12 protein-coding genes and 1 pseudogene are annotated in these 19,420 nt (G+C 45.8%); 10 read left to right on the plus strand and 3 right to left on the minus strand.

Annotated elements, in window-relative coordinates:
* The first annotated feature begins 126 nt into the window (after window positions 1-126).
* From gcvT to BP71_RS13310, 8 genes are all read left to right on the plus strand, one after another.
* Window positions 127-1,209 carry a glycine cleavage system aminomethyltransferase GcvT gene (gene gcvT, locus BP71_RS13275; protein ID WP_496379902.1) on the plus strand — a complete coding sequence of 361 codons (1,083 nt, stop codon included), beginning with the start codon at window positions 127-129 and terminating at the stop codon, window positions 1,207-1,209.
* A 33-nt stretch (window positions 1,210-1,242) separates the two neighbouring features.
* Complete coding sequence (locus BP71_RS13280; RefSeq protein WP_496379904.1) at window positions 1,243-1,953, plus strand: 2-phosphosulfolactate phosphatase; 711 nt, start codon at window positions 1,243-1,245, stop codon at window positions 1,951-1,953.
* A gap of 22 nt (window positions 1,954-1,975) precedes the next feature.
* Window positions 1,976-3,955 carry a PDZ domain-containing protein gene (locus tag BP71_RS13285; protein ID WP_496379906.1) on the plus strand — a complete coding sequence of 660 codons (1,980 nt, stop codon included), beginning with the start codon at window positions 1,976-1,978 and terminating at the stop codon, window positions 3,953-3,955.
* A gap of 22 nt (window positions 3,956-3,977) precedes the next feature.
* Window positions 3,978-5,837 (plus strand): PorZ beta-propeller-like domain-containing protein, encoded by a 1,860-nt coding sequence (locus tag BP71_RS13290; RefSeq protein WP_496379908.1) that lies wholly within the window; start codon window positions 3,978-3,980, stop codon window positions 5,835-5,837.
* Between the two features lie 53 nt (window positions 5,838-5,890).
* Window positions 5,891-6,532, plus strand: a complete 642-nt coding sequence (locus tag BP71_RS13295; RefSeq protein WP_496379910.1) for a uridine kinase family protein — start codon at window positions 5,891-5,893, stop codon at window positions 6,530-6,532.
* Between the two features lie 36 nt (window positions 6,533-6,568).
* The gene (locus BP71_RS13300) at window positions 6,569-7,279 is read left to right on the plus strand and encodes a hypothetical protein (protein ID WP_496379912.1); all 711 of its coding nucleotides are present in this window, start codon (window positions 6,569-6,571) and stop codon (window positions 7,277-7,279) included.
* A gap of 133 nt (window positions 7,280-7,412) precedes the next feature.
* Entirely contained in the window at window positions 7,413-7,565 is a 153-nt protein-coding gene (locus BP71_RS13305; protein WP_496379914.1) for a lasso RiPP family leader peptide-containing protein, read from the plus strand.
* Window positions 7,566-7,600: 35 nt separating this feature from the next.
* Window positions 7,601-9,547 carry an asparagine synthase-related protein gene (locus BP71_RS13310; protein ID WP_496379916.1) on the plus strand — a complete coding sequence of 649 codons (1,947 nt, stop codon included), beginning with the start codon at window positions 7,601-7,603 and terminating at the stop codon, window positions 9,545-9,547.
* A 57-nt stretch (window positions 9,548-9,604) separates the two neighbouring features.
* Here the strand turns inward: BP71_RS13310 and BP71_RS13315 are convergent, their stop codons facing one another.
* The 3 genes from BP71_RS13315 to porU2 (BP71_RS13325) all read right to left on the minus strand — a co-directional run bounded on the left by BP71_RS13315 (window position 9,605) and on the right by porU2 (BP71_RS13325) (window position 16,612).
* Window positions 9,605-10,132, minus strand: a complete 528-nt coding sequence (locus BP71_RS13315) for a hypothetical protein (protein WP_496379918.1) — start codon at window positions 10,130-10,132, stop codon at window positions 9,605-9,607.
* Between the two features lie 135 nt (window positions 10,133-10,267).
* Window positions 10,268-13,609 carry a putative type IX secretion system sortase PorU2 gene (gene porU2, locus BP71_RS13320; protein ID WP_496379920.1) on the minus strand — a complete coding sequence of 1,114 codons (3,342 nt, stop codon included), beginning with the start codon at window positions 13,607-13,609 and terminating at the stop codon, window positions 10,268-10,270.
* A gap of 27 nt (window positions 13,610-13,636) precedes the next feature.
* On the minus strand, window positions 13,637-16,612 hold the full coding sequence (gene porU2 / locus BP71_RS13325) for a putative type IX secretion system sortase PorU2 (RefSeq protein ID WP_496379922.1): 2,976 nt from the start codon (window positions 16,610-16,612) through the stop codon (window positions 13,637-13,639).
* 293 nt (window positions 16,613-16,905) lie between these two features.
* Here porU2 (BP71_RS13325) and BP71_RS13330 point away from each other — a divergent pair, with 293 nt between their 5' ends.
* Together BP71_RS13330 and BP71_RS13335 are read left to right on the plus strand one after the other, a co-directional pair.
* Window positions 16,906-17,487 carry a hypothetical protein gene (locus BP71_RS13330; protein WP_496379924.1) on the plus strand — a complete coding sequence of 194 codons (582 nt, stop codon included), beginning with the start codon at window positions 16,906-16,908 and terminating at the stop codon, window positions 17,485-17,487.
* A gap of 232 nt (window positions 17,488-17,719) precedes the next feature.
* A pseudogene (locus tag BP71_RS13335) lies at window positions 17,720-19,252 on the plus strand (malate:quinone oxidoreductase); the annotation flags it as partial.
* Window positions 19,253-19,420 lie beyond the last annotated feature (168 nt).

Consider the following 19,420-nt stretch of genomic DNA (forward strand, 5'->3'; position numbering starts at 1 on the left):
ATTTTAACCTATTTTTTCACAATATACTTCAAAAAGCACGGTATGGAGATCGAAAAAACAGTTTTTTGTGTCGCTTTGATTGCCTTTACCTACTTTTGTAAATTAATGTGTAACAATATATCCCGCATGAAAACAGTCCCTTTACATCAACTTCACGTCCGTTTGGGCGCTAAAATAGTCCCGTTTGCGGGCTTTGAAATGCCTGTCCGCTACTCCTCGGATCTGGAAGAGCACCATACCGTAAGAAATGGCGTAGGCGTGTTTGATGTATCTCACATGGGGGAGTTCAGTATAAAAGGTCCCGGCGCTTTGGCTTTGATCCAGAAAGTTTCATCCAACGATGCATCCGTATTATATAATGGAAAAGTCCAGTACAGCTATCTTCCCAACGCTACGGGTGGTGTAGTGGATGACCTGCTTGTCTACCGCATCGCGGAAGAAGATTATTTCCTGGTAGTGAATGCATCCAATATCGAAAAGGATTGGAACTGGATACAAAGCCACAATGCCGAAGGTGTCGCGATGGAAAACCTGTCGGATTCGCTTTGCCTGCTGGCAGTTCAGGGGCCGAAAGCCGCCGCCGCCTTACAGAAGCTCACGGATGTAGACCTTGCTGCGATGGAGTATTATTCATTCCGGATCGGCGAAATGGCCGACATCAAGGATATTATCATTTCCGCGACCGGTTATACCGGAGCGGGAGGCTTTGAAATATACGTGCCGAATGATGATGCTGAAAAAATGTGGAATGCGATTTTCGAGGCAGGTGAAGAGTTCGGAATCAAACCCGTGGGACTCGGCGCGAGAGATACATTAAGACTTGAAAAAGGATTTTGCCTCTATGGAAATGATATCGATGACGAAACCTCCCCACTGGAAGCGGGCTTGGGCTGGGTTACCAAGTTTACGAAGGACTTTGTCAACTCGGAGGCATTGAAACAACAAAAAGAAGCGGGACCGAAGCGCAAACTGATTGGCTTTGAAATGATTGACCGTGGCATTCCGCGCGGACATTATGAACTGTGTGATGCAGAGGGTAACAAACTGGGAGAAGTAACATCGGGCACCCAATCGCCTACTCTTCAGAAGGGTATCGGGATGGGTTATGTACCGGCCACATTCAGCAAACCGGATACCGAAATTTTCGTAAAAGTCCGGGATAAATTGCTAAAGGCAAAAACCGTAAAACTCCCGTTTGTAAAGAATTAATCCCCTCCCATTTTAACAGTTCGATTGGATTTTATGAAACAACTTGATGTTTGTCTCACTCCGGATTTACTTCATTTACACAAACTTGATAATTCAATAGTTGTCGTTGCAGACATATTCAGAGCAACATCCTGCATGGTTACAGGCCTTGCCTACGGTGTGAAGAGCATTACACCTGTCGCCAGTGTGGAAGAGTGCAAGTTCTTACAGGATAAAGGGTTCATTGCGGCCGCAGAGCGGGATGCCCGAAAAGTGGAAGGCTTCGACCTCGATAACTCTCCGTTCAGTTATATGCACGAGAGCCTGATCGGCGCGGAGGTCGCCATGACCACTACGAACGGTACCCTGTCCATCGCCAAGGCTAAATCGTCGGCGGTGAAAGTCATGATCGGCTCGTTCCTGAACCTGGGGGCACTAGCAAACCATCTGAGAACAGAACCTTACGACGTGCTGGTGCTGTGTGCGGGATGGAAAGGCCGGCCTAACTTGGAAGACACCCTCTTTGCGGGCGCATTGGCCGAAGCATTGAAGGATCAATTTATGCTGCTGGAAGACGGAACCCTGATGGCGCAACGTTTATACCTGCAAAGCCGTGATAATTTGTTAGCCAGTGTCTCCAATTCCTCCCACGTACGCCGTCTGCAGCGATTAGGAATACAAAAGGATATCTCGTATTGCCTGCAAACAGACCTGTATGATGTCGTACCGGTATTACGGGGAAGCACGCTGGTATCCATGAACTAAATGTTTACTCAATTAAAACTGCATGTTCAGATTCGTCTTTGTTATTTTTTTCGGATTTCTACTGGTTTCCGGCCAGACTGAGGCACAGAGAAGAACCTCCGCGCCAAGGAAACAAATCCTGGCACCAAAGAAAAAAGCCCCGGCCCCTGTCCAAAAACAGGCTGCCAGCCAGCCTGATTCTCTGAAGGGACAGGCAGCAACTCCCATTATCGACAGTGCTGCCACAGCGCCCGATACCTTAGCACCCCCGAGCAGCAACGCAGGAGTACCTTCCGATACCCTCACGGAAGCTGCCGCTGAAGAAAAGCTCGCCAAAGAAACAAAGTCTGTCGCCGACAGTATTCATTCTTACAAGATCACCATTGAAGATATTTCTTATTTGTCGGTCTGCCCCGGAACCAATATCGCGATCCCATTTAAAGTAGACGGGCCATTTGACGAAGACAATACCTTTGTCGCTTATATGATCGATGGCTCAGGCAAATCGGTGCCCATTTCGCTTCCTGTAAAAAAGAGTCCGGTAAAGGCGGTTGTGCCCTCGTACAAAGTTGGCGGCGAAGTCTACCGCATTCAGATCATAAGCTCCATTCCGGTCGTGAAAAGTCAGGAGGTCCCGTTACGGTTACTGCAAGCACCAAGTGCCCGCATCGATTTCATCGATGGCTCCCAGACAGTAAGAATTATGCCTGGACAGGAAGCGCATCTGCGTGTACATCTGTCGGGAGCAGCGCCCTGGTCTTTCCGTCTTTCGGACAGCACCAATGTACTCCAGACACTCTCCAACCCGCATTACATTACCGTAAAACCCAACGACGTGAAAGCCTATAAGATTACAGGCATTTCCAACGCTTGTGGCAGCGGCAGCACTTCGGGCGAAGCGATTGTAAATGTCAACAACAATCCTGAACCCAAGCTCGAACTGAAAGAGGTTGAGAAAATCGCCAAGCTATGTGCGGGTGTACCGTTTCAGGTGCCTTTCAATGCCACGGGCAAGTACAAAGAAGGAAACAAATTCATAGTTCAGATTGCGGAACGGACCGGTGCTTTCAAGGCTATTTCCACTCCGGACTCGAGCGGTTTCGTCACTACTCAAATCCCGGACAGCTACAAGCCGGGAGAATACAAGCTGCGCGTAACATCCACCGCGCCATACCTGATGAGCCAGACAGCCAATATTTCCATTGTTTCACCTACGGTTGTTACCCTTCAGAAGGATTCGCTACGCCTCGGTGAAAATGAATCCGGTGAACTCACGGTGAAATTTACGGGCGGCGGCCCGTGGTTCGTTTTGCTTTCAGATGGCACCTATGAAAATAACATCATAGAGTCTCCTCATAAACTCAAAGTAAAGCCGCTCTACGATACCAATTACCAGATTACATCGGCAGGAGGCCTCTGTGGGGTGGGTAAATTCTCCGGCTCGGCGAAAGTCAGTGTAAAAAGTGCTCCTGCGAGCATTACACTGGAAAAGCTTCCGCAAAATATGGTCTGTGCCGGCTCTACCATCGACATCCCCTACAAAACAGAAGGGCGCTACAATCCGGGAAACAAATTTACGGTGCAGATTACCGATAAATCGGGTCGTTTTGTAAATCTGCCAACGACAGTGACTCCAACCACCATGAAGGTTAAAATTGCTGCTGCGGCACTGGGAGATACGATTAAAACTCAAAAAATAAGAATTATATCCACCTCTCCTGCTGTTTCCAGTGCCATCGAAGAACTTGACGTGGTCGCCCCCGACAGGGCAGTTGGCGAAGTCGCCGGAAGGGGAAATATTTCAACCGGAAGATCAACCCGGATTCAACTGAAGTTCAAAAATGGATTGCCACCCTGGTCCTTCACGCTTTCTGACGGAACTACCATTAATGGCACATTCCTGAATCCTTACCTGATTTCGGTGTCTCCCAACGCAACAACGGAATATACCATCACTTCCCTGAAAAGCGGGTGTGGTACGGGAACCGGACGAGGCACGGCTGTTATTACGGTGGAAAATTAATACGCAGAAATTCTCTTCCGATATGCATTATAGCTGGCCCAAGGATGATCGTATACGGAAGACAGGGAAATATTTTCTCCTGCTCATATCTGTCCTCAATCCACTCTGTGCCAGCAGCCAGACGATTCCGATCGGACATTGGCAAAGTCATTTCAATTACCTGTCGGCCCGACAGGTAGTTGAGGCAGGTAATAAGGTTTTCTGCTCATCGCATAACGGCCTGTTCTCGGTAAATACCCAGAATAATCAGACCCGGATCTTATCCAAAGCGGACGGATTAAGTAGTACCGGCATCAATGCAATGGGGTATCAACCGGAATCGAAACTGCTCTTGCTTGCATATAGGAACGGCACCATCGACTTTGTTTTCCTGAACGACGACTCAGAGCCGGACGAGGTTGAACCATGGAACGTCCTCAGTAACACCGCCGGATTACCAACAGATAAAGCCATCAGTCATATTGTTTTCAGAAATGGACTGGCATATCTCGCTACCGGGTTTGGTATCCTGGTACTCGATACGAAGCTTCGGCAAGTTGACGAAACATACCGCTATATTGGTCTCAACGGAGCGCAGGTCAGAGTTAACGATCTTGCATTTTCCAATGACTCACTTTTTGCAGTAACCTCGGACGGAACCCTACTGGGCACATCCATGCAGCCCAATGTAAACCGGCAGTACTTTGCTAATTGGAAAACGATAGCGGCTCCGGGACAAATCACCAGTGTAGGATTTTTTTCCGGTTCATTGTATGCTGCGATAACCGGAAAAGGGATATTCCGGTATGATCAGGGACTTTGGAAACTGAGCTATCCTTTCAGCGGCTCCGCTCTCAGGATTGCGGATACGAATGAAAAGGTCACCATCACAACGGGCAGTTCAATCGTGGTGATGGATAATCTGGGTAATATCAAGACATTCAACTCTCCATTTTTCACCGCTATTCAGGACGCAATACGTACAGGCGAAGACAAATTTTGGGTTGCCGATCAGCAAAAAGGGCTTATCTCCAATTCTCTTTCGAACTTTCAGCCTGTTCTCCCCATTCAGGGCGACACCACGTTATCTCCGCGTACAGATTCTTCCGTTGTTGATCTTAACGGTTTACGGTGGACAAAACTACCGCAATCATTCGGAGGAGGCATTCTCGTGGATGGACAAAGCGCTTCTCAAAAAAGGATACTTTCTACATCAATGGGCAATGGAAGCCTTCCAGCATCGAAAATCAATAGCCTGGCTGTTGACCTGGATGGCTATGTATGGTTTGCGAGTGCCAAAGGGGTCGGTTATTTTGCTCCGGAAGGCGTTTTAGGCACTGACCGGGTCGATGCGATACTTCCAATTTTTGGTCAGCGTAAACTATTCAGTAATGAAGAATGTACTGCGCTGGCTGTGGAACCTGGCAATCGGAAATGGATAGGCACCCGCAACGGACTGTATCTGTTTAATGCGGACGGAACAGAACTGATCAGAAAATTTACAGCGGCCGATAGCCCTCTGCCTGCTGACATCATAACTGCATTACGGTTTGACCCCGAAAACGGGCTGCTTTTTGTGGAAACTCCCAACGGTATGGTATCGTATCGCAGCGACGCTTCTGCTCCGTCCGAAAAACTATCGGCAATCAGGATATTTCCGAATCCGGTCCGACCGGGTTACTCCGGCACTTTGGGCGTAAGCGGACTCACCGCATTTTCCACGGTGAAGATTACCGACATCGCGGGCCGACTGGTATATGAAACCAGATCAGAAGGAGGCACTGCTTCCTGGAACCTGAACGACTATACCGGCAAACGGGCAAAAGGCGGAATATATATTATACTCACTATTTCGTCGGAAGGCTCCGAGAAGCTCGCCGGAAAATTGGCAATTATAGAATAAAATCATAAATTAAAATCCAGCGTTTACGTCAGCGAATGCACAATGACCATATAATGCCGATTCAGGAAAAAGTACCTTACATTGTGGGTATTACCGGTGGCAGCGCTTCCGGGAAAACCTATTTTATGAAGAGCCTGATCGACGCCTTCGATAAGGAAGAAATCACACGCATATCTCAGGATAACTACTACCGTCCGATCCATGAGATCCCCCGGGATGAAAACGGAGTTGAAAATTTCGACCTTCCGGAAACGATTGACCATCATTTGTTTGCGGAGCACATAGCTGTGCTTCGAGCCGGAAGATCAGTCCAACAAAAAGAGTACACGTTCAACAATCCGCTGATCAAACCCGAGAACCTGATCTTCGAACCAAGGCCCATCATTATCGTCGAAGGCATATTCGTTTTCTACTTTCCAGAAATTGCCCGGTTGATCGATCTCAAAATTTTTGTCGATGCCAAGGAGCATGTTAAAATAAAACGACGAATTATTCGTGATAATAATGAGCGTGGTTATGATCTCGATGACGTGCTATATCGTTGGGAGCATCACGTCGCGCCTACTTACGATAAATTCATTCTTCCTCTCCGTGCCGAAGCCGACATGATCATCAATAATAATTCACGCTTTGACGTGGGTTTACAGGTTCTGATCGGCTTTTTGAAGGGGAAATTGGAGGGAAATGACAAGTAATTCACGGAGAGCATTGCAAATTTATAAATCAATAAAATGAATCAATCTGTACGCACAAGTTTCAGCCTCCCATTCGTATTCGCAATAATTGCCACTGCAACATTGCTGTCCTGTGAAAAAAGCACGACCGATCCGCTGGACATCTATGGCTACTACCCGCTTCAGCCAGGCCACTATCAGGTATATGAAGTGAATGAGGAAATATATTCAACGGGACAAACAGCTCCTGTTGTCAAAAAATGGCAGGAAAAGGATGAGGTCGAAAAAATGATTGGAGATTCGGCCGGTATCACCACTTACCTCGTTTCAAGATCTACCCGAAACACATCCGCTGATTACTGGCAGAAGGTGAAGGAGTACACGGTTCAGAAATATCCCGACAAGCTGCTTGTCAACATTGATAACCAGACTTTTTTCTCGCTGGTGTTTCCAGTCGACACGCGCATGAAATGGAACGGAAACGCCTACAATGACCAGGAAAAGCAGGATTACTACTATGAAAAGGTGAATGAGCCTACCCAAATTGGGGAAAAGTCGTTCAATCAATCCTTGACTGTTGTGGAAAGAAAAGACACCTCGATCATCAATAAATATGTGGGTGTAAAAGTATACGGAATGGGTGTAGGGTTGGTGTCTGATGATCAAACCGCCTTTGAATTTTGCCAAAATGAAGATTGCATAGGCTCCGGCAAAATTGAATCCGGCAGTCACAAAACAAGGAAAATCATTGATTTTGGGGAGCGATAATTCTCTCTCTTCGTAAGGCGAACATCAATAAAACTTGTTTTTTTCATATTCGACACACTGAAAACTTGTTTTTTAAATTTCTCTCACTAAATTTACGTCGGATACTGGTATTAATCATTATAACCTATAAACAATGAGAACAGTGATATCGCACTCTACACAGACAAAAAAGTCTTACCGGAAGCCGGTTCTTAACAAGCTGGGAAATGTCTCCACCCTTACGAAGGGTAAAGTTGGTGGAAGCTTGGACGAAGATGAAATTTCTAAAAATTTCAACCCAGACTGATTTAGGAGGCCTTTTATTCCTTCTGTGCTTAATTTATGCTTTTTGAAGGTTGCATTTTCCCTAAAAAGAACAGTTTCAATATTGAAGATGTAAAACCAAAGTATAGCGAAGTAGTCTTTTCTGACTACGGTTACATAGGAGTAAGAGTCCAAAATAAGTTAGAAAATTTGGCCAGCAGTTTTGTAGGCGCCTTCTTTTCCAACAATAAAATATCAGAAACGGAATTTCTCAGTAATTTTTCAACTGAGAAATCTGTTTCTTTTTTTTTGTCAGTACTTGATGAAAAGATCGGGTCCGCTAACGTCGGGGTATCCGCATTCTTTGATATTGACAAGAAAGAGCTTTTGCTCTCGCGAGAGCTCTTTGGGAGGGTTCCATTGTACTATGCGCAGATCGACAGCTCCATGTTGATCTTCTCAACCAGTTTCGCCTCACTATTGTCTAATACGGCTGTGCGACGATCTGGAAAAGCAGACATTCATAAAGTTGCGAATTACGCGACATTTCTGAATGAAGCGGAGTTGCTGTATCAGGCAGACACATTCGTGAGTAACATTAAATCAGTTCTACCCGGGCATTTACTCAGACTGACTTTTCACGAAGCTAGTACAAAGCCGCTGTTAGTGCTTCAACCCTCCAAATGGTCTCATTTAACATCGTTGCCGGAATTTGGAGAGGAGTTTCGCAGCCAATTTTTGAATGCGGTTAGAAACAGCGATAAAGGTCCTAATCAGAGACTTGCCTCGCACCTAAGCGGTGGAATGGATTCATCTTCCGTTAGCACAGCTGTCAGATTCTTATTTCCAGACCATCCCCTGGTAACACTTTACAATAAAACTAACACATTACACAGTAACGAAAATCTGTTTGCCCTGGCTGTGGCCGAGGCAATCGGATCAGAACACTATGAAATAATGCAGTCTCAGAATGACTTGCAGATACTTAGAGAATCCATTCTATTGTCCCGACAGCCGTCTTGCGCCATATTAAGTCCCTCGGCCAATTGGTCCCTTATGAAAATCGCTAAATCGCATGGCTGCGACACTATATTTAACGGACGTGATGGAGATTCGATAGTTGGCAGCGGATTGGAAATAACAGAGCGTTCATTTGCAAATGGCGATTGGGAGCTTGTCAAAACCTTGTTAGAGAAGCGCGTTGCATACTATTCCCTTTCCGGTGCTTATCCTCAATGGGATCAGTATTCTTTTGAACGGAAGTTTAACATTGTGTTACAAAACTTTCTATATCGGCAACTTTCCAAAAAAGTATTCCAGGTATCCTTTAAAGAGTTCTGCCAATTTTTTGCGGATGTTTCAAAACATTTCAAAGTTTCTTATCCTTATCATTTTCGCCGGGGGCTTCAAAGTTTGCTGAATAAAGTCAGAAAAAAGGAAAGTGGCCAGATTACTTCTGTACTCTGTGATGATATTCTTCTGCAACGAAAAGAGGGGACAACAGTAACTCCCATAGGTTTGTTGGGAGAAGAGGATTGCCAGAAACTGCACAGGCAATCACTATTGGATGTTTTCAACTCCCATGCCATATTGGCCAACGAGCAGGATTTTGTATTAAGTAATCACCTTGAGATGGTCAACAATTCACCATTTTATAACCGTGAATTGTTCGAGTTATGTATGGCAATTCCTGACATCGTTAAGTACGGTGACGGAATCGGCCGTGCACATTTCCGGGAGGGGATGAAAGGTCTTTTAATTGATAAAGTGCGGTGCCGCAGCACTAAAACACCGATCAGATCCCATGGACAGGAAGTTACTTTGCGCATGTATCAGCAGGCCAGGGATTTCCTCTTCGATTCAAAAACAGTTTGGGAATTCGTTGACCGTAAGAAATTCTCGCATCAGATTTCCGTTTTAACGAACGAAAAGATTCCATACGGTCAAAAGATCAGCACCTGGTTTCATATCTCGAAAACCATATCCTTAGCCATTTGGCTTGAAACATTGCAGGAACCAAAATAGTATTGTCAACTTCCTGCCAACTGAAAGTTGTAAAGGATGGGCTAAAAATCAGGTTTTCTAGCTCTGTGCGCTGTTATCTGTCCTGACCAGTCTGAAATACTTCTTTCTCACATTTTCGAAAAGAAAAAATAGCAGAAAGAGGTCTTTATAAACATTTACTTTCTCACTGTCTTCGGAAGATGCTTCTAGTTTGGCCTTTAATTCTATGAAATTTAGATTTCTTGTTTCAGAAAATTGCGAGGCTGCTTTTAAAAGCTTATCGCGATATTCGAGTAAAGACTGAACCTGTTGTTTTGCATCTTCAAAGGTCTGCTCCCCCTTTTTGTACTTTTTTAATGGAACACAAAAAAACTCAGAGCATATGTCAGGGCGTAGCCTCTCGTATATTGTGCAGCAGGTTGAAAAATGACAACACGGCATCTTGAAGAACAACTTGCCGTGAAACTCGAAGGTACCCATCCCCAAATCGTCCGCGGTCTCCCTGTCTTTTTCATTGCGTATCGCGCCCTTTTCGAACAAGGTACCGTCACAGCACATTCCGCAGCTAACGCATAAGTCAGACACCTCATTTTCGCTGTTCACCATATTAGAATCCATGGGGATGACTGCATTACATTTGTGACATAATATGACGTTCTACGCGAATTCTGACAGTCATGAATTTCAAGGCCCCAGACACTAGTGGTGGATACACCGGTTCAATGTCTGGGGCTGCATCAGCTATTTTGTTACAACTACTTTTCCCGCCAATTGCTTCAATTTCTGATTACCTTCACCATAAATAATTACTCGATAGCTATATAACCCCGCAGCAAAAGAAGAAGAGGGAGCCCAGTACCATTCCAAATTTCGGGACTTCGGATTTGCCTGAATTTCCTTCTCCTCGATCAGAACGCCCATTTGATTATAAATGGAGTACTTAACGGCCCTCTGGTTAGAAATACTCAATTTGCTAAGTTCAAACCTGACAAAAGATGTCGCCGGATTAGGGCTAACTACCATTTCGATGTCCCCTTCCACCGATTCTCCCACCTTAAAGGAAATCTGATACGGTTGTACACAGAAATTACCAGCCCTGTCTTTGGCATTCACCAGCAATTCATAATCTCCGGCTACAAGGCCGGTTGTCGGATAGTTGATCCGGAAGCTATAATTATCCAGCGAGTCAATGCTTATGGCAGCGGCTGAAAAACTAAGTTTTTTAAACTCACATGAACCATCCGGGCAGCTTCTCAGATAAACCTCTACCAGTGCGGTATCAGCAAAGAGTCGTCTGTCGTCCCTCAATAATATGTTCAGTATTGGGTTGGCATTTACTACTCCGTCGTCCTTGGGAGCGATTCCATTAAATCTGACGGTCAACGCGGGTGGGATGATGTCCTTATTGTTAGCCGAAGAAAAAATGCTTGCTCCTTTCACGGCATCCCAGTTAACATCCAATTCAGCGATATTATTACTAATATCCATTTCCTTGAGTGTATGCTTGGGATCAACACTGACCGTAATCTTTTCAAGATCTTTCTTGTTTACAAACGAAACCATTATCGTGTCCTGATAGGCAAAGGATGGCAAAACCACTGTTTTGGAAACGTTCCCGCCACGTCCCTGAAAACCTATCTCAACAGTGATGTTTTGTCCCTTCACGTAACGACCCTTGTTTGCCAGAACGACACCTACTCTAACCGAGTCAGACATTTCTAAGGTCTTGTTCCCGGTTTCGGAATAGAGCGTAATACTTTCATCCGAGCTAACCGAGTAGTCAGGATTACCTACCGTGATGAGCTTCAGTGCGGGGTCTCCCTGTAAAAGAGATTGATGCACATTTGCAACAGTGTACTTATCCTTAGTCTGGGAGAGAATAGCATTGGCAACGGCCTGCTGAATTTTTCCAATGGATAAATTAACAGTAGCCGCGTCAACGAACATACTCTTGTATAACTGCTTCAGATACTCCGACGAAGGACTTACAAAGCTTTCAAAAGAGTTTGCAATAATCGCCACACTGCCACGGTCCGGGGCAAGTAGCCAATCCAGCGACAGCGTAATCCTGTCACTGATTGAATTGGGGTTGGTGTTAAAGCGTGCGCTAAAAATATTCCCGACGCCGCAGCCGTTGAAATACATCATCGGATACTTTTGGAAATTGTTATACCCACGTGCAACATCAGTAATATAGCCCATGTCGAGATCGGTCACAATTGGAGAACCATGCCCGAAATACGTGATCAGACCTACACCGGCATTAACATCCGATGTAATATTCACTGGTTCAACCTCGGCAATCGGCTGCTGCTTTACAAAAGGTTTAACCTTTCCACCAACTACCCCATCGGCAACGCTCGGCACCAAGTCATTCAACAGATCCTTAAGTTGAGTTATTTCACCGGTATTTTTACCGCCATTCAAATGCAGAAAGTTCTTGCGCCAGCCGTAATCTCCGATGGCATTTTGTTCATACTCCTTCACCTTCACCAGGTAATCCAGCACATTCTGATTAGATAATGCAGACAGCCGTCCAACCGGTACTGCCGGTTGTTCCGCGCTAGTTCCTGCCAGCCCCTCCACCAGCAGCAAATCTGAGGCAGGATAGCCAATGGTTGGTACTTCATCGGGCAACTCCCGCTTCATTCTCTCGTTATGTGTGATCGACTTGCCTATTAAAAAAAGGTATTTATCCTTTCCGCCCTCCCCAAGCATGTAAGTCATGAAGTTCCGTATCGCCAGAGGGCTTGGTTCGCCGTAATTAAACTGGTCATACAAATCGGTTATCTTCAATATGACCGGCTTGAATCCGCCCCCGGCGGTAGAACTCCGATACGCCGCATACTGCGTCGCACCCTGATACAGGCTTTCTGTGGTTATGATCACATAGTTGGGCTGCTTCGTCTCAATTACACTGAGATTCAAAGCCTTAATTTTTGCCGCGACAACATTTGTGACTTCGTTTGAAGCAAAAAGCGTTAAGGTCTTCCCCTTGACGCTTTTCAGCATGAAATTCTCTCCGGAACCACCTATCACACTCGGCGCGTCGAGATCCGAAATATCCAGCAATGAACCCTTTGCGGGCAAACCTTTTATCTGAAGGCGGCTAGGTCCCGTATTATCTGATTTCAGTTTGAACTCCTTTGTTACCTGCGACGTCATGTCGACCGCTTGGGAAAGAGCGACCGAATAGTAGGCGAGTGAGAATCTGTCTGATTTGTTTGTAGAAATAGATTTCAGGCCCAGTATCCCCTTTCCGGCATCATTTACATCTGCTTTGCTCAGGCTAAATGTATATTCAGAACCTGCAAAACCAGTATTAGCGATTGCCGTGACTTTTCTAAATGATTCGGCTGTTTTTCCTACGTACACTTCAATGCTCCTGTCATTATTACTTCTTCCGTGAACAAGTAATTTAATCCTGACATTTTCGACATCGCCCACCAGGTTTTTGAGTGTAAACTCATTGGTAAGCACTGTGTTCGGCAACTGAACTTTTCCTGTTCGACTTGCGCCCAGCTCGAAAAAGCTATTGAAGAAATTGGGCCTAATGGGATTCTGAGTACTGAGCGAATAATCTGTCTGAAAAACAGTTACGGCCAGTTCGTCGTGAGCGGCAATCGGGGGGGTACTCATGTTTACCGCCTCATTCACTGTTTTGGCCCTGAGACCAGCCGTGTCTCCGATTGTCAGAAAATACGAGCCTTCGTCGGAATACATACTAAAATACGGATTCATTCTCGAGCTCATCGGCCTGTACAGCAGTGAATCGCTCGCACCGTCGTTGGGAACAGCAAAAAAGAGTATCTCGTTATTTGAAACGCTAATTATGGAGACCTCCCTTCCTCTATGCCAGAGTTGCAACTTATCCGTCGCAGCCGCCGAAAACTCCTTTGGCAAAAGAGACATGGATACCTTATGCAGTCCTTTCTTGTTGATACCAATTTTCACATAAGGCTTAGCATAATTTATCCATTTATTGGAATACGTTGACTTAACCTGGCCGATAACCTCTTGTTGGCTCAAAAGAGCCAACAAGAGGATCAACACTCCGATAACATGCTGTTTATTCCGACGCATAGACGTAATCGTTGACAATCCCAAATTCTATTTCTTAATAATTTTTTGATAATAGACATCATCATTTTCGGTCGCTATTCTGACCAAATATGTGCCGGAAGGCAAATTAGACAAGTCAATTTTACTGCTTTTTCCGGTTTTTCTCGGTGTGCCATCAATACCAAGCAAACTCCATTGTTTGAGCTTAATAATCTGGTCAAGCAGAATCTCCGCGGTTTCGGATACCGGATTGGGATAAACGGTAACCAAGCTCGTGCCTTCCCGGACGATCGATACGATCTTCGAATAAGAGCTCTCGCCATCGACTTTCTGTCCGTTTGCGTCCGTAGTGGTAAAATCTACCTGTTTCAATCTATAATAGCTGGTACCTGGCAGTGGTTTGTTATCTACATAGTTGTATACTGCCTCGACATTTGAGTCACCTTTCCCTTCAATCCGTCCGATAGCCTCGAAATTCTTTGCATTGTAGCTCCTTTCAACAACGAAATGGCTATTGTTGACTTCCGAACTTGTCTTCCATGTCAAGTTAACCTGATTGTTTGACGAGAGCTGCGCGTCAAAAGAAATCAGCTCCACAGGGAGCCCTCCTTCTGTGGTCAGCAAAACCCTCAATGCAGGGTCGCCAAGATAAACTGTTTGATGGATTTGTGCTTGATCCTGAATGTAAACCTCAGCAGTTCTGGCATTTTCAGCCCCCATTCTGAATCCGACGCTGGTCTTTGTCTGTTGCGCAACGATCTGCAGAATTTTGCCCAGAGGCTGTCTGGTCACGTCGTTCTTTGTAAATAATTCTGTATACACTTTTTGCATGTAGTTATTACAGCTCGAAGCGTAACCAGCCCAGGAGTTTCCAAAAACTGCAATGGCTCCTTTATTGGCGCTAAGCAGCCAGTCCAGCGATTGAGGCCGTGAAGTTGAAGCATTTACAGTCTCTGCGAAGTTGTTACTGAATACATTTAAAATATCACAACCATTGTAAAACATGATCGGATATTTGCCCGGATTACTGAATTGCTTTGCAGCATCAGAAACATAACCAAAGTTATAGTCTGTTTGATAGGGGACGCTATGCCCAAAATAAGTGATCATTCCGACCCCACCGGCATCCGTGCCACTCGCAGGAGGAAAATTCACATGTTTGTTCAATGTATCCATTTGAATCACAGTCTCCACAGCGACAGGCTTTTTAGCCGGATAGACCTTGCCATTAAATCCAGCTGCTTTGACCTTTGCTGCCGCCGTATTAAGGTTTAGCGCATGGTCATCGATTTCTGATTGGGTTTTCCCGCCACTGATGTGTGCAACATTTCTACGCCAGCCAAGGCCGGTAGTCGTCCCTTCATATTCAACTACTTTATTAAGGTACGCTGTTGCCTGTGCATCGTTGATAGCGGGGATACGGCCAAACGGAATTACCGGAACGTCCTTGTCTGTGCCCTGCAATCCTTCGATGAGCAATAAATCTGATCCCGGAAAACCAAACGTTGGGACTTCGTCCGGCAATTCTTTGGTAATTCTGTCGTTGCGGGTTACAGATTTACCCATCAGAAGCAAATATTTATCCTTATTACCATCAGAAACCATAAAATCCACAAATCTGCGAATAGCCAGCGGACTGGGTTCTCCATAGTTAAACTGGTTGTAAAGATCTGTGATCTTAAACACCCCTGTCTTATATTTTCTCCCGGGGCTCGTGTTCTTCCGATACGCCGCAAATGCAGCAGATGATCCCAGCAATGTTTGGTTGCTGACAATCATATAATCATAGTCGGACTTGTTGATATCCGTAAACGTCACCGTTGAAACCTTGCCGGATGGAACGGCATTGGCCGTGTTTGTTGCCCAGAGCGACAAAGGTTTGTTTGTAGGTCTGCTGAAAATAACACTCGCCGGGGTACCATTGATCACCCTCGGGTTAATCGGATCCGAAATGTCATAAAACTTAACTGTTCCAGTCGCCGGAGGAGTTGTTACGCTAATTTTGCTTTTCGAATTCTGAGCCGCTGCCGGAAATGTGAACAAATAGGACGCCAGCCCTTGCATATCAATTTCTTGCTTATAAGAGACATTATAGTAGGTGACCGAGAATCTGTCGTAGGCTACTCCTTGCAAAGGGGAATCCAGGTTAAAGCCAAGTGTTCCCACACCTGCATTCAGATCTCCCGGCTGCACATCGAATGAAAATTTCCCATACATGAAGCCGTCGATAGCTACCTGCGCGACATGTCGAAGAGAACCTGCATTCGGCCCGATGTGTATATGAACATTTCTCGGATTCAATCCATTAGGGGCATAATTCGAACGTCCATGTACCAGCGCGTCAACCCTTGGCGCATCACTGCCAAATTGCTTTTTTAACTGGATTGGAAAAGAGGAGAAGATCGGATGTGCGTCGGTATCTATCAGCCTGCCTCCGCTGCGCGTTTGCCCATCTTCCATAAAGCTGTTTAAGTTGGTAGGCCTGGTGGGAAACTGTGTTGCGTGGGAGTATTCGAGCTGGTAATTTACATTGTCTGTTTGCAGGTGATAGGCAAGCACATCTGCGCCCGCAGGATCACTGAGATTCTCTATTGCCGCCCGCTTACCATTCGGAGACCCGATAGTCAGGAAATAAGCGCTTTCGTCGGAAAACATGCTGTAATACGGGTTCACGCGTGACGAATACGGCCGGTACAGCAGGGAGTCCGAACTTCCATCATTGGGAACTCCGTAAAACTCAATTTCAGTTGCGCTCGCCGCTGTCAGTGCTACCTCGGTGCCACGGAAATAAAGGTGTAAAACGTTGGGATCTGAGCCTACCATAAAGCCTGCTGGAAGCGTAACCCGGTGAATACCTCTGGTAGCTATGCCAATTCGCAACCATTTTTGACCGTATTTTCCTTGAAGCCATTCATTTCCATAAGCGCCATTCCAGGGTGTTCCTTGAGCCACTGCTTTACCTACAATCCCAAGACCAACGATTAAAACACTGAGGAAGATTTTTGTAAAAGTACATTTGTTCATAACGTATTGTTTTATAGTGCTATTATTTCATGAAGTTAATGTGAAAGGCGTTTATCAAATACATAATTACCCAAATTTTTCGAAATTTCTGGCATACCGACTTGACGTATAGTATTAACTAAATAGGCCTTGTAAAGGAATTGCTACATGGCACACTTTTTATGTAACAGGTTTAAAAATATTCTGTTGATAGAATTTTAACGCATACATTGACGGCGCATATACGTAGGTAATTGAAATTTTTTATACTTATTTTGTTCCTATCTTAATTACTCCAACTAAACTCAATCATTATGTTGCAAAAACTAATATCGTTTGCTTTTTTATGTTTGTCCGTGGCGTTTGTCAGCTGCGACGGAGATCAGGGAGATGTGGGACCGGCTGGGCCAGCGGGACCGGCAGGACCAGCGGGTGCTCAGGGACCTAAAGGCGATTCTGGTGTCAACGGACAGGACGGCGTTGGCGCGAGAATGTTTTCCACAGGCGCTGTAAAAAGCTATAATGGAGGATATGTCGCAGGCAAATCCAATTTGACCGCCGCAGATTCGATCTTCATTGCCAAAAGTGTCGTGTTTGTTTATGTGAAAAGTCAAAACAGATGGTGGAATATGCCGGGGATAGCACGTTGGGACGATAACAAGTACACCAACTTCGGCGTTTATAGCCGTTACTCAAACGCGCGTCTCTTTGTGACACTCCAGGCCCTCAGCTGGTCAGAAGATCAGCCTGTCGCCCCGGATCGCGACTTTCAGGATATAAGAATTGTGATAGTACCAGCCGACAAATTCAGAATAAGCGCAGAACTTCAGAGTGACTATGCAAAAACCATTGCCAGCTTGGGTCTGAAAGACTCGGATGCCATCAGCGCCGACTAACCAGAGCTTCTGTTACAGATTATAAAGAAAAAGGACCGCGTATACGTGGTCCTTTTTCTTTATAATTAAACCTATCCAAGTTTTAATTGCCCCCAACCAAGAACTTGCAATCACCCTTAACTTTTATTTTTGAAATTATACTATTTTCGAAACAAATAGTGTTACAATCATTGTTAACAACTAGTATTTTGTATTTTTCCGGGCTTAGGCCTTCTTAGCATACTTACTTTTTTTCGTGATGAATACCAAAAAGTCTTCAAAAACGAGCTCACCTGACGTGGTTTTGATAGGGGCAGGTATTATGAGCGCCACGCTCGGGGTTCTACTCAAAAAGCTTAATCCGTCGATCGCTATCTCAATCTTCGAACGCCTCGATCGCGTCACTGCCGAGAGCTCAGATCCATGGAACAATGCAGGCACTGGCCACTCCGCATTCTGCGAACTCAACTACACGCCGCAACTCCCGGACGGGTCCATTGAAACGAAAAAGGCCATCAAAATCGCTGAGTCCTTTGAGGTTTCAAAAGAATTCTGGTCCTTCCTGGTCGAAAATGGCGTGATCGAGTCCCCCGACACATTTATCCACAACATTCCCCACCTCAGCTTCGTATGGGGAGAGGAAAACGTAGAATATCTCCGCAAACGATACAAAGCACTGACCAGCCACCACCTCTTCCAGGGCATGGAATATACCGAGGACCAGGAAGTGATCACAAACTGGGTGCCGCTGGTTATGGAGGGACGGAATCCGGAAGAAAAAGTCGCGGCCACCCGTATGGAATTGGGAACCGATGTCAATTTCGGCGCACTCACCAAAGCGATGTTCGATTACCTGGAGCAGCAAGAGGATGTCAACCTTTATCTGAATTACGAGGTCGATGATCTCTCCCGGAACAAAGACAACTCCTGGATGATCGAGGTCAAGGACCGTGAAACCAAAAAGACCAGTAAGATCCACACCAAATTCGTCTTCATCGGAGCAGGTGGCGGCTCATTACCATTGCTTGAAAAGTCTGATATTCCCGAAGGTAAGGGATTCGGCGGCTTCCCGGTGAGCGGCCAATGGCTGGTTTGCAACAAACCTGAGATCATCGAAAGACATCAGGCAAAAGTATATGGAAAAGCGTCTGTTGGCTCACCACCGATGTCGGTTCCTCACCTGGACACCCGGGTGATCGACGGCAAGAAGGCACTGCTTTTTGGGCCATACGCAGGTTTTTCAACCAAATTTCTAAAAAACGGTTCCTATCTGGACCTTCCGCTCTCCATTAAGCTCAACAATATTAAGCCTATGGTGGCCGCTGGTCTGCATAACATCCCCTTGACGAAGTACCTGATAGACCAGGTGCGGCAGTCGCCACAGGATCGCCTCGAAGCTTTGAAGGATTACCTTCCGGAAGCACGGCTGGAAGACTGGGACCTGGAAGCTGCCGGACAACGCGTTCAGGTAATCAAAAAAGACAAGAAAGCGGGCGGTGTGCTCGAATTCGGGACGGAAATGGTAACAGCCGCCGATGGTTCTCTGGCTGCATTGCTTGGTGCGTCCCCCGGCGCCTCCACCGCGGTGTCGATCATGCTGGAACTCATCCACCGCTGCTTTCCCGAAGCAAAGTCGCCGGAATGGCAGGGGCAATTTAAAAAGATCATTCCCTCGTTTGGCAAATCACTCTCCAAGGAAAAAGAGCTGGCACTGAAAACACGCGCCTGGACTACGGAAGTATTGCATCTTAGCGCTTCGCATCTCGAAGAAGAAATGACTGCCTGAGGATCAAATTTTAAGCTATTTGGAAACTCCCGGAGGAAATCCGGGAGTTTTTTTGTGCCACTAGCAAATAATAATTGGCGATGTCCTAAAATCAAATTACTTTTGTCTACTAAATCGATAGATTTAAGTAAAACAAAGTCAACCACCACCGTTTAGAGCGCTTGCTCT

The organism is Dyadobacter ginsengisoli DSM 21015 (genome assembly GCF_059568735.1).